Source organism: Pseudomonas palleroniana, assembly GCF_022836895.1.
GTDB lineage: Bacteria > Pseudomonadota > Gammaproteobacteria > Pseudomonadales > Pseudomonadaceae > Aquipseudomonas > Aquipseudomonas palleroniana.
On record NZ_CP092411.1, the window covers coordinates 3,409,381 to 3,421,140 of the forward strand.

General features: G+C 60.9%; 11 protein-coding genes. 4 read left to right on the forward strand and 7 right to left on the reverse strand.

The genetic code is table 11. The annotated features are described in order from the left end of the window. Nucleotides 1-21 precede the first annotated feature (21 nt). Entirely contained in the window at nt 22-330 is a 309-nt protein-coding gene (locus MJP36_RS15525) for a DUF2834 domain-containing protein (RefSeq protein WP_244383373.1), read from the forward strand. Here the strand turns inward: MJP36_RS15525 and MJP36_RS15530 are convergent. Together MJP36_RS15530 and MJP36_RS15535 are read right to left on the reverse strand one after the other, a co-directional pair. Next, nucleotides 315-1,487: a GGDEF domain-containing protein gene (locus MJP36_RS15530; RefSeq protein ID WP_244383374.1), complete on the reverse strand. Its 1,173-nt coding sequence runs from the start codon at nt 1,485-1,487 to the stop codon at nt 315-317. The genes MJP36_RS15525 and MJP36_RS15530 overlap by 16 nt on opposite strands. A gap of 110 nt (nt 1,488-1,597) precedes the next feature. Then, complete coding sequence (locus tag MJP36_RS15535) at nt 1,598-2,809, reverse strand: MFS transporter (RefSeq protein ID WP_060752674.1); 1,212 nt, start codon at nt 2,807-2,809, stop codon at nt 1,598-1,600. Between the two features lie 97 nt (nt 2,810-2,906). Here MJP36_RS15535 and MJP36_RS15540 point away from each other — a divergent pair, with 97 nt between their 5' ends. Beyond that, nucleotides 2,907-3,728, forward strand: a complete 822-nt coding sequence (locus MJP36_RS15540; RefSeq protein ID WP_244383375.1) for an AraC family transcriptional regulator — start codon at nt 2,907-2,909, stop codon at nt 3,726-3,728. Here the strand turns inward: MJP36_RS15540 and MJP36_RS15545 are convergent. Then, a complete protein-coding gene (locus MJP36_RS15545; protein ID WP_244385630.1) occupies nt 3,685-4,863 on the reverse strand; it encodes an MFS transporter in 1,179 nt (392 codons plus the stop codon). The genes MJP36_RS15540 and MJP36_RS15545 overlap by 44 nt on opposite strands. A 44-nt stretch (nt 4,864-4,907) precedes the next feature. Further along, on the reverse strand, nt 4,908-5,930 hold the full coding sequence (locus MJP36_RS15550) for an alpha/beta hydrolase (RefSeq protein ID WP_244383376.1): 1,023 nt from the start codon (nt 5,928-5,930) through the stop codon (nt 4,908-4,910). Between the two features lie 166 nt (nt 5,931-6,096). Between MJP36_RS15550 and MJP36_RS15555 the strand changes: the two genes are divergently transcribed. Continuing rightward, complete coding sequence (locus tag MJP36_RS15555; RefSeq protein ID WP_244383377.1) at nt 6,097-7,020, forward strand: AraC family transcriptional regulator; 924 nt, start codon at nt 6,097-6,099, stop codon at nt 7,018-7,020. On the opposite strand, the gene MJP36_RS15560 is transcribed toward MJP36_RS15555, so the two are convergent. Then, the gene (locus MJP36_RS15560) at nt 6,995-7,501 is read right to left on the reverse strand and encodes a GAF domain-containing protein (RefSeq protein WP_244383378.1); all 507 of its coding nucleotides are present in this window, start codon (nt 7,499-7,501) and stop codon (nt 6,995-6,997) included. The genes MJP36_RS15555 and MJP36_RS15560 overlap by 26 nt on opposite strands. Before the next feature lie 48 nt (nt 7,502-7,549). Then, nucleotides 7,550-9,052: a glycine betaine/L-proline transporter ProP gene (gene proP, locus MJP36_RS15565; protein ID WP_060752680.1), complete on the reverse strand. Its 1,503-nt coding sequence runs from the start codon at nt 9,050-9,052 to the stop codon at nt 7,550-7,552. 323 nt (nt 9,053-9,375) lie between these two features. On the opposite strand from proP, the gene MJP36_RS15570 reads away from it, so the two are divergent. Next, nucleotides 9,376-10,779, forward strand: coding sequence for an MFS transporter (locus MJP36_RS15570; protein WP_090370758.1), 1,404 nt, complete (start codon nt 9,376-9,378; stop codon nt 10,777-10,779). A gap of 32 nt (nt 10,780-10,811) precedes the next feature. Here the strand turns inward: MJP36_RS15570 and MJP36_RS15575 are convergent, their stop codons facing one another. After that, nucleotides 10,812-11,729 (reverse strand): bifunctional helix-turn-helix transcriptional regulator/GNAT family N-acetyltransferase, encoded by a 918-nt coding sequence (locus MJP36_RS15575; RefSeq protein ID WP_244383379.1) that lies wholly within the window; start codon nt 11,727-11,729, stop codon nt 10,812-10,814. Nucleotides 11,730-11,760: the final 31 nt, after the last annotated feature.

The following is an 11,760-nucleotide window of genomic DNA, read 5'->3' on the forward strand; positions in this document are numbered from 1 at the left end:
GTTCACTGCAAGGAAGAGTCCATGTCCAGAAGAACTTATATCGCCCTGGCCGCTCTGCTCGGGTTTTCGCTGTACAGCCTGGCGGTGATGCTCACCGCCGAGCAATCATTACTGGCGTTCGGCTGGGAACTGATGACGCGGCCGGATACGGCGCAGGTCGTGATCGACCTGTACCTGATGGCGGTGCTGGCATGTGTGTGGATGTATCGGGATACGCGGGCCCGGGGGGGCTCGGTGATTGGCGTGCTGCCGTATTTTTTGCTGACGGCGGTGTTCGTCTCGGTGGGGCCGTTGTTGTACATCGTTGTGAACGCCTACCGGGATGAATGAGCGTACGCGCCGGTACGGTCCACCAGGCGAATGCTGTCGCGCCCACCCCGCTTGGTTTCATAGAGTGCGCTGTCACCCAGTTCAATCAACACCGCGAGGCTGTGCGGCGGTTGGTCGAACAGGTTGGCGCCGATGCTCAACGTGATCGGCGCGGGCGTGGTGAAGGACTGCGAGGCGAATTGGTGGAACTGGGCGCGCAGGCGGCTGCCCAGTTCCACGATCTGCTCGGTCGAGGTGTCGTTGAGCAGGATCACGAACTCATCGCCGCCCAGGCGGGCGGCCAGCGAGCCGTCGGGGGCCACGGTGCGAATCATCTCGCTCAAGGTGATCAGCAAGCGGTCGCCGGCGGTGTGGCCGTAGAGGTCATTGACCAGTTTGAAGTTATCGATGTCGATCAGCAGCAGCGCGCCCGGTTGTGCCGCTGAAACCTGGGTGAGCAGGGGCGGTGCGTGCAGGTCGAGGGCGCGGCGGTTGTAGAGGGCGGTCAACGGGTCGCGGGCGGCCAGGTGGGCAATCTGTTGTTCGCGGCGGTAGCGTTCGGAACCGGTCATCGACAAGGCAATCAGCATGATCGCCATGGCGCCCTCCACCAGGGAGACCTGGATGATCTCGCCCTTGAACGCCGTCAGGTCGATCAAGGTGCCGGGGATCAGCACCGACAGGGCCTTGGCCACATAGAACGCGCCATGGATCAGCAGCACGTAACGCAGTTGCACCGCGCCGATGCTGAGGGATTTGCCATGGGGTCGAAGCAGGAAACTGGCGCACAAGGTGGGCAGCGCCACCAGCAATGACTGCACCGCCAGCATGATTTTGGACCATAGCAGGTCGGCCGGGAGCATCAGCAGCCCGAACCATATGGCCGGCATCAGTAGCCAAAACGCCGACAGTCGCCGCTGGGTGAAGCGTGCCACGCCCAACAGGAATAAAAAGTGTGCGCTGACCAGCAAACCGTTGGCGAACCAGATGCCGATCATCCAGAAGCCGCTGCTGCGCAGCAGGGCGAGGATGGAGCCGAAGCTGATGATGGCGAAGCCGGCGCTCCAGAACAGCAGCGAGGGTTCGCGCACGCTGCGCCATTCAACGGCCAGGTACAGGGCGGCAGCGGCTGCCAGGGCAACGGTGAGTGCCAGAATGGTCGGGGGATCGAGCGTCATTGGGTGCCGGGTCTGCCTGGGTGTGCGCTAAAAGCCAGGATTGTAAGCGCACACGCAGGTTTCTCAGAGCATTCATCGTGCTGGCGTACGGCCAGCCGATGATCGGCGGGTCAGGCGCCTTTGGTCGATGGCAGCAATATCGTCAGGATCCCCACCAGCGGCAGGAACGAGCACAGTTTGTAGACGTACTCGATGCCGTGGCTGTCGGCGAGCAAGCCGAGCAGGGCCGCGCCGATGCCGCTGAAACCGAACATCAGGCCGAAGAAGATCCCGGCGATCATGCCCACATTGCCCGGCACCAGTTCCTGGGCATACACCACGATGGCCGAAAAGGCCGAAGCGATGATAAACCCGATCACCACGCTCAAGACCGCCGTCCAGAACAGGTCGACATAGGGCAGGGCCAGGGTGAAGGGGGCCGCGCCGAGGATGGAGAACCAGATGACTTTCTTGCGCCCGATCTTGTCGCCGATCGGGCCGCCCGCGAAGGTGCCGACGGCCACGGCGCCGAGGAACAGGAACAGGTACATCTGGGAACTGGCAACCGACAGCTGGAATTTTTCGATCAGGTAGAACGTGAAGTAGCTGGTCAGGCTGGTCATGTACCAGTATTTGGAGAACACCAGCAGGGCCAGCACCACCAGGGCGAAGGTCACGCGGCCTTTGGACAAACCATGGGTTGCCTGGGTGCCTTGCTTGAGCTTGAACAGGTTGAGGTGGTTGCGGTACCAGCGGCTCAAGCCATACAGCACCAGGATCGCGAAGACCGCGAACAGGCCGAACCAGGCGATGTGCGTCTGGCCGTAGGGAATGATGATGGCCGCCGCGAGCAACGGGCCGAAGGCGCTGCCGGTGTTGCCGCCGACCTGGAAGGTCGATTGCGCCAGGCCATAGCGGCCGCCCGAGGCCAGGCGTGCCACCCGCGAGGTTTCCGGGTGGAAGGTCGACGAGCCGACGCCGACCAACCCCGCTGCCAGCAGGATCGCCGGGAAGGAACCGACGAACGCCAGCATCAGAATGCCGATCAAGGTGCAGACCATGCCCGCCGGCAACAGCCAAGGCTTGGGATGGCGGTCGGTGTGGTAACCGATCCAGGGTTGCAGCAAGGACGCGGTGAGTTGAAAGGTCAGGGTGATCAGGCCCACCTGGGTGAAGCTCAGCCCATAGTTGGCTTTGAGCATCGGGTAGATCGAAGGCAGCACGGCCTGGATCAAGTCATTGATCAGATGCGCCAGGGCGCAGGCACCGAGGACGCGCATGACCAGAGGGCTTATCTGGGGCGCAGGGGTTGCAGCGGCGGGTGACGCGGTCAGTGTCGACATGCAGGCATTCCATACAAGGCAGCGTTCTAGGGCTGCCAGTACTTGAGCTGGCTGCCCATTTCAAATTGTTTCGGCGTTCATGCTAGATTCGACGTAAATGCCTGTCTCGCGAAAATCGGGAGGCAACTATCGCAAAAAGGGCGAAATGATCAAACCATTGGATGAATTTTTGCAGGAGATCGATGAGGGCGACTGGGCGGTGATCAGTTCCGCCACCGATTATCCTGAAAACTGGGTGATCCCGGATCACAGCCACGAAAAGCACCAACTACTCTACGCCATCGAAGGCGTGATGGTGGTGCACTCGGCGCAGAACCAGTGGACGGTGCCGTCCAATCGCGGCTTCTGGATGCCCAGCGGGCAAGTGCATTCGCTGCGTTGCGTGGGTACGCTGAAAATGCGCAGCGTGTTCGTGCGCCCGGATGCCTTCCCGAATTTGCCCACCGAGACCAAGGCGGTGAGCATTTCATCGCTGCTCAGTGAACTGATCAAGGCATCGGTGAGTTTGAAGCCGCCTTATGCCGAAGACTCCCGCGATGCGCGGATCATGCACCTGATCCTCGACGAGCTGGCGATTCTGCCGGCGTTGCCGCTGTCGTTGCCCCAGCCCGCCGACTCACGCATCAACCATATCTGCCAGGCGTTGCAACAGGATGCCGGTGACGCCTCGACGGTGGCGGACTGGAGCGACCGACTGGGCCTGGACCAAAAGACCATCCAGCGCCTGTTCCGCAAGGAAACCGGCCTGACGTTCGGCCAGTGGCGCCAGCAGGCGCGGTTGCTGCTGGCGCTGGAGCGCATTGCAGTGGGGGAGAAGATCATCGATGTGGCGATCGAGCTGGGCTACGACAGCCCGAGCGCCTTTACCAATATGTTCAAGAAACAGTTCGGCAAGACGCCGAGTCAGTTTTTCCGCTAGGGCGGCCGCCCACGGTTGTCAACGAGGCGCGCCGTGCGGCCAGGCAAGCCAGCAGCGCGGCGATACCCAACGACGCCGCGCTCAGCTCAAAGGTCGCTTGATAGCCCCAGTGATCGAACGCCAGGCCGCCGACCGTGGCACCGGCAGTAATCGCCAATTGAATGATTGCGACCATCAAGCCGCCGCCAGCCTCCGCGTCATCGGGCAGCTCGCGCGACAGCCAGGTCCACCAACCCACCGGCGCAGCAGTGGCCACCAGGCCCCAGAAACCCAGCAATGCCGTGGTGGCGACTGGCGAACTGCCCATGACCAACAACGCCACGGCGATCAAGGCCATCAACAGCGGGATGGCGATAAGCGCCGGGTAAAGAGCGTTTTTCAGAAACCGTTCTATCAGGAACGTCCCCACAAGGCCGGTGAGGCCGAGCACCAGCAGCATCAATGACAGTGTGGACACACTCACTTGAGTTACGTTTTCCAGGAACGGGCGCAGGTAAGTGAACAGCATGAACTGGCCCATGAAAAATACACTGACTGCGAGCATGCCCAGAGCCACCGAAGCCTTTCTGAGTAAGCGCAGCACGTTGCCGGAATGGGGTGCGGTCTGCATCTTTATCGATGGCAGGCTCACCAGCAGCCATACGCCCGCCAACATGGCGACCGGTACGACGCAAAAGAATGCGCCGCGCCAGCCGATCAACCCGCCGAGAAAGCTACCCAGCGGTGCTGCAATGACGGTTGCCAATGCGTTGCCGCCATTGACGATAGCCAAGGCGCGCGGCACCTGGGCCGATGGCACCAGGCGCATGGCAGTGGCGGCCGACAGTGACCAGAAGCCGCCTATGGCCACGCCGATCAGCACGCGGCCGAGCATGAACACCCGATAGTCCGGCGCCAGTGCCACCACGGTTCCCGACAGGATCATCAGTAAGGTCAACCCCAGCAACAGGCGTTTGCGATCAACCCGTGCCGCGACAGCCGCAATGACCAGACTGGTAAGCAAGGCGAACAGTCCGGATACCGAAATGCCCTGGCCGGCCTGACCCTCGGAGATCTGCAGGTCGGCCGCCAACGGCGTCAGCAAGCTCACGGGCATGAATTCAGAGGCGACCAACGCGAACGCCGCCAGAGACATCGCGAACACCGCAGCCCAACCGTGCGTATGAGTGTTAGGGGAGGTCACTTCAAGTTGCCTTTGAAGAAGGCAGTGAGCTTGACGAACGGGATCAGATTGACTCGGTCGTACAGATCCACATGGCCGGCCCCCGGGATGATCACCAATTCCTTGGGCTCGGCGGCACGCTGATAGGCGTCCTCGCTGAATTCGCGAGAGTGGGCATCAGCGCCGGCGATCAATAACAGTGGGCGTGGGGAGATCGTCTCGATGTCGTTGAACGGATAGAAGTTCATGAACTTCACGTTGCTGGTCAGTGTCGGCTGCGTGGTGGTTTGCGCCGACGCGCCGGCCGGGGTGAATTCGCCGCGCGGGGTGCGGTAGAAATCGTAGAACTCATCGCCTACCGCATCGCCGCTGAGGGCGTGCGGAGTGCCGCCGGTGTAGACGCTGTCGCCACCCTGGAATTCCACGTAGCGCTGGTTGGCAGCCTGACGCAGCAGTTGTCGACGTTGCTCCAGCGTTACGCCGTGTTTGAGTCCATTGCGGTTGGCCGCCCCCATGTCGTACATGCTCACGGTGGCGATGGCCTTGAAGCGTGGGTCGATTTTCGCCGCGGCAATGGCGAAGCTGCCACTGCCGCAGATGCCGATCACACCGATGCGTTCGCGATCAACCAGCGGGCGTGTGCCGAGGAAATCCATCGCGGCGCTGAAGTCTTCAATGTAGAGGTCAGGCAGCACCGCGTTACGCGGCGAGCCTGCGCTTTCACCCCAGAACGACAGGTCCAGAGACAGGGTGACGAAGCCTTGTTCGGCCATTTTGGTCGCGTAGAGATTCGCGCTCTGTTCTTTGACGGCGCCCATGGGGTGGCCGACGACGATGGCTGCGTTCTTGGAGGCCGGCGCAAGGTTTTTTGGCACGAATAGATTAGCCACGACCGGCATGCCATATTGGTTGTTGAAGGTGACTTTTTCGACGGTCACCTTGTCGCTTTTGTAGAAGTTGTCAGCACCGTTGATCATATCGGCTCCCAGTGAAGAAAAAGACGTCAGCAGCACGCTCAGGGCGAGCAAAAGGCTTTTCATGGCGTGATCCGTGAGAAGGTTGGTCCGTGCATTTTCCTGATGTGGCCTGTGGTTCTGTAGTCCGTTCCACTGGATTACTTGCCTGATCCTCTGAGTCTTGGCGTTTGCTGGGGACGTTCATGGGGCGTCCGGGGTAAAGTTCGATGAAGAGAGAAAAGAGCCTTTTATGAAGAACAACCCAACGCCTCTGGATAGCTTGATCCAAGCCATCGGTTCGCAGGTTTGCACGCCGGGTGACCGCCCCATGGCGATCCCGGTCCTGGGCTTTTATCGGCGGGAGCAGCCGGCGGCGCCGGTGGTCTGCATGGTCGAGCCCAGCATTGTGTTGGTCGCCCAAGGTGCGAAGCAGTTGTGGGTGGGCGGGCTGGGTTACGCCTACGACACCTCGCGATTTCTGGTGACCTCGCTGGACATTCCGGCCAACTCCGAGGTGCTGGCCGCCAGCCCGGCTCAACCTTGCCTGGGCCTGACCTTCAAGTTGGACCTGCGGATCCTGGCTGAACTGATCGCCTTGGGCGAGTTGCCGCCAAGCCGCGAACGGGCAGCGCTGAAGGGCGTGGGTATCGGCACTGTTACCGAGGGTATGCTCCAGGCGTTCGCGCGGCTGGTGGCTCTGCTGGATGAGCCCGAGGCGATCCCGGTGCTTGCCCCGTTGATTCAGCGCGAAATCCACTACCGCCTGCTCAAGAGTGATCAGGCAGGGCGCCTGCGCAAGATCTGTGCGGTGGACGGTCAGGGCTATCGGATCGCCAAGGCGATTGACTGGCTGAAGCTTAATTACGACGAACCGCTACGGGTGGATGAGTTGGCCGCCCGCGTGCAAATGAGCCCGGCCACTTTTCATCATCACTTTCGCCAACTCACCGCAATGAGCCCGTTGCAGTATCAAAAATGGCTGCGTTTGAACGAGGCGCGGCGCTTGATGTTGAACGAACATCAGGACGTGTCCAGCGCCGCCTTCAAAGTGGGGTATGAAAGCCCGTCACAATTCAGTCGAGAGTACAGCCGGCTGTTCGGCGTGCCGCCCAAGCGCGATGTGGCCGTGTTGCGAGGCAAGCGTGTTGTTACTGTTCGGCCGCCGTTAAGTTAGCGAAGAAGATGCAGCCGATCAGCCGCGCAAACAGGCTCAGGGTTTCCGACAGGTTGGGGTCGTCAAACAGCATCGCCCGTGAATCCAGGGCGCACAGCGCGCCGAACAGGCGGCCGTCCGGCAGGAAGATAGGTGCGCCGGCGTAGCTTTCAATGGCGTACTGCTTGACCACCGGGCGGGTTGAAAAACGGCCATCCTGGCTGACTTGCGGGATGAACAGTGCGTGGGGGTTGATGCAGAACTCACTGCACAGGGTGGTTTCCAGGTCGAGCACGTCATCCACATGGATGCCCATGTTGGCGGTGTCGTACACGGAGCAGACTATCCACTCCACGTCGGTGAATTTGGCAATGCCGGCGAAGCGCATGTTGGTCAAGCGAGTCACCAATTGCAGGATGCTGGTGGTGGCCTCGATTTCCGCGATGGCGGCACGCTCCTCCGGGCTGAGAAGCGAGTGGGTCGGGTTGACGCAGGGGATCATGGTTGAACACTCCGATGGCGTGGCGGCAGACGCCGCCACGCCAGCCGCTTAGTTGATACGTGGGTGCTGCTCGACCAGGCTCTTGCGCTTGGCTTCCAGCTCGGCAATCTCGGCGTCAATCGCTTCGATCTTCTGTTCGATACTGTCGTGGTGCTCCTGCAGCAACTCCTTGGCCTCTTCTATATCCGAGGCCGCCGGGGCGGCGCCGCGCAGGGGGCGGTTGGCGGTTTCCTTCATGGTCAGGCCGGTGATCAGGCCGATCACGGCAAACGCCATCAGGTAGTAGGCGGGCATGTACAGGTCATCGGTGCTTTCCACCAGCCAGGCCGTGGCGGTAGGGGTGAGACCGGCGATCAGTACCGAGACGTTGAAGGCACTCGCCAGCGCGCTGTAGCGGATATGGGTGGGGAACATGGCCGGCAGGGTCGAGGCCATCACGCCGATGTAGAAGTTCAGCACGACGGCCAGGATCAGCAGACCGCCGAAGATCAGGCCGATCTTGCCGCTGGTGATCAGCATGAACGCTGGAATAGCCAACAACAGCAGGCCGATGCTACCGGCGATGATGAAAGGCTTGCGGCCAATCTTGTCGCTGATAAAGCCAATGAATGGCTGTACGAACAGCATGCCGACCATGATCGCGATGATGATCAGCACGCCGCTGTTTTCTTTGTAGTGCAGGTTGTGCGACAGGTAGCTGGGCATGTAGGTGAGCAGCATGTAGTAGGTCACGTTGGTGGCCGCGACGATACCGATGCAGGTCAGCAGGCTGCGCCAGTGCTTGGTGGCGACCTCCTTGAACGACACTTTGGGGCCGTGGGTCAGGCCCTGGCGATCACCTTGCTCGAGTTTGTCCATGTGCTGCTGGAAGGCCGGGGTTTCTTCCAGCGCATGGCGCAGGTACAGGCCGATGATGCCCAGGGGCAGGGCGAGGAAGAACGGCAGGCGCCAGCCCCAGGCTTCGAACTGTTCCTCGCCCAGCACGCTGGAAATCAACACCACCACGCCCGCGCCGAGCACGAAGCCGGCGATGGAGCCGAAGTCCAGCCAACTGCCGAGGAACCCGCGCTTGCGGTCCGGGGCATATTCGGCGACGAAGATCGAGGCGCCGGTGTATTCGCCGCCCACCGAAAACCCCTGGGCCATCTTGCAGAGCAGCAACAGGATCGGTGCCCAGATGCCAATGGAGGCGTAACCTGGGATCAAGCCGATGGCAAAGGTACTCAGGGACATGATCACGATGGTGGCGGCGAGGACTTTCTGCCGCCCGTATTTGTCGCCCAATGCGCCGAAGAACAGGCCGCCCAGGGGGCGGATCAGGAAGGGGACGGAGAAGGTAGCCAGTGCGGCGATCATTTGTACGCTGGGCGAGGCGTCGGGGAAGAACACTTTGCCCAGTACATAGGCGACGAAACCGTAGACGCCGAAGTCGAACCACTCCATGGCGTTACCCAGGGCCGCGGCGGTGATTGCCTTGCGCACCTTGGTATCGTCGACGATGGTGATGTCTTTCAATCCGATGGGTTTGACGCTTTTCTTGCGTAATTTCATGCGGGCCACTCTAAATCTGAACAGGGGAGGTGCCATCGTTGCGATGGCACCGCTCTGTCAGTTCAGATACAAGCGCATACGAAATAATTCACCACTGATTGTTTTTTTTTGCAGTGGGGATGGCCAGGCGTGCTCTTCGCGGAGTAATCAGCAGCGTCATCCTACAACCGTGCCTGCCCGATTCTTCCTATCCCTGCGAGGGCCTCAACAAAGCTGAATCTTTCAGATTGACAGCGCTCGGGCTGCTCGATATAAAAGTCATATGTTGTACGACGACATATGACGTTACGTGTGTCTTACTAAAAACAATAAAAAGTGATGCCATGAACTTGAACGAGCCCCTCAACGCCCAGCGCGTGGGCCAGGCGGTAGGCAACTATCGCTGGACCATCTGCGCGATGCTGTTCTTCGCGACTACCGTCAACTACCTCGACCGCCAGGTGCTCAGCCTGCTGGCGCCACAACTGTCGACGCAATTTGGCTGGAGCAATACCGACTACGCCAACATTGCTGCGGTGTTCCAGTTCGTCTATGCGATTTCCATGTTGTTTGCCGGGCGGTTTGTCGACAGGATCGGCACCAAGGCGGCGTATGTCGTGGCGATCGGCATCTGGTCCACCGGCGCAATCATGCATGCGTTCGCGGTGCCGATGGGCGAGGGGATCGCGGCGCTCAGTGGGGCCATTGGCCTTGCGGTGATCCCGGTGTCGATTGCCGGCTTCATGCTGTCCCGCGCCGTCCTGGCCATTGGCGAAGCAGGTAACTTCCCCATCGCGATCAAGGCCACCGCCGAGTACTTCCCGAAGAAAGAACGCTCCCTGGCCACCGGCATCTTCAACTCGGGGGCCAACGTGGGGGCGATCCTGGCGCCGATCTGTGTGCCGTTGATTGCCGGGCTGTGGGGGTGGGAAGCGGCGTTCATCGTCATCGGCATGCTGGGGTTTGTGTGGGTCGCGGTGTGGGGCGTGCTTTACCAGAAACCGGAGGAGCAGAAGCGCCTTTCGGCCGAAGAACTGGCCTACATCCGCAGTGACCAGACCCTACAACCCTTTACCCCTGCACCTGCCGGCGCGCCGCAGAAAAAAGTCTCCTGGTTCAAGTTGCTGACCTACCGCCAGACCTGGGCATTCGCTTTTGGCAAGTTCATGACCGACGGCGTGTGGTGGTTCTTTCTGTTCTGGCTGCCGACTTACCTGTCGGCGCAGTACGGCATGAAAGGCGCGGATATCGTGATGCCGTTGGCGGTGCTGTACAGCATGACCATGGTCGGCAGTATCGGCGGCGGCTGGTTCCCCAGTTACTTCATGGCGCGTGGCGATGCACCTTACGACGGCCGGATGAAAGCCATGCTGGTGATCGCACTGTTCCCGCTGGTGGTGTTGCTGGCGCAGCCTTTGGGTTACCTGAGCTTCTGGGTGCCGGTGCTGCTGATCGGTATCGGTGCCTCGGCGCACCAGGCGTGGTCGTGCAATATCTTCACCACCGTGTCCGACATGTTCCCGCAGAAAACCGTGGCGTCCGTGGTGGGGATCGGCGGCATGGCCGGCGGTCTGGGCGGCGTGGTCATGACCAAGATCGGCGGCTGGGTGTTCGACTACTACAAGTCCGTCAATGATATTCACACCGGCTACATGATCATGTTTGCGATCTGTGCGCTGGCGTACCTGGTGGCGTGGAGCGTGATGAAAGCGCTGGTGCCACGCCACAAGGAAATCACCGATCTATAAGCGGTGCGGGGCCTGGGTGACGAGGCCCCGATCTACAGATCACGCGCCCAGGTCTGGCTGACCAAGGGCTTGCCGAAGCTTTGGGTGGGTTCTTCTTCGATCAACTCGAAACCGGCTTTCTGGTAGAGCCTGCAGGCGTCGGTCAGCGCACTCATGGTCCAGAGCACCATGCGTTGGTAGCCGGCATGTCGGGCAAAGCGCAGGCATTCGTCCACCAGGCGCTGGCCGATACCCATGCCCCGCGCACTGGCGTCCACGTAGAGCATGCGCAGTTTGGCCGTGGTCTCGTCATGACGTATCACGAATACCGAGCCCACCACCTCACCGTCCTTTTCCGCGATCCAGCAGCGCTCGCAACTGGGGTCAAATTCGCGCAGGTACTTGGCGACAATTTCCGCCACCAAGGCTTCGAATTCCCAGTTCCAGTGGTACTCACGGGCATACAACGCCGCTTGCTGTTGCACCACCAGGCCCATATCGCCGGGTTGCGGGTCGCGCAGCAGGTAGCTCGGTGCGCGACCTTGCAGCAGCGTCTGGATGCGCTGCATGGCTGCGGTCAGTTGCTGTTGTTGCAGTTCGGGCAGGCCTTGCAGCAAGGCGATGACTTCCAGCTGGGTTTTCTGTTCCAGGGGCGCGAGCACGGAGCGGCCAAGGTCGCTGAGGTGCAGTTGTACTGCGCGCGCATCAGTGACCGAGCGCACTTTCTCGACCAGGCCCTTCTTCTCGAATCCTTTGATCAGCCGACTCAGGTATCCGGCATCCAGGCCCAGCATCTGGCACAGGTCGGCGCTGGTCAGATCGCCACGGGACGACAACTCGTACATCACACGGATTTCGGTCAGGGAGAAGTCGCTTTGCAGCAGGTGTTCCTGCAGTACACCGATCTGGTGCGTATAGAAACGATTGAAACCACGGATGATGCTGGCGCGTTCGGAAAGGGTGGTGGACATGATGGCGCTCAAATGGTTGCCTGAGGCAACA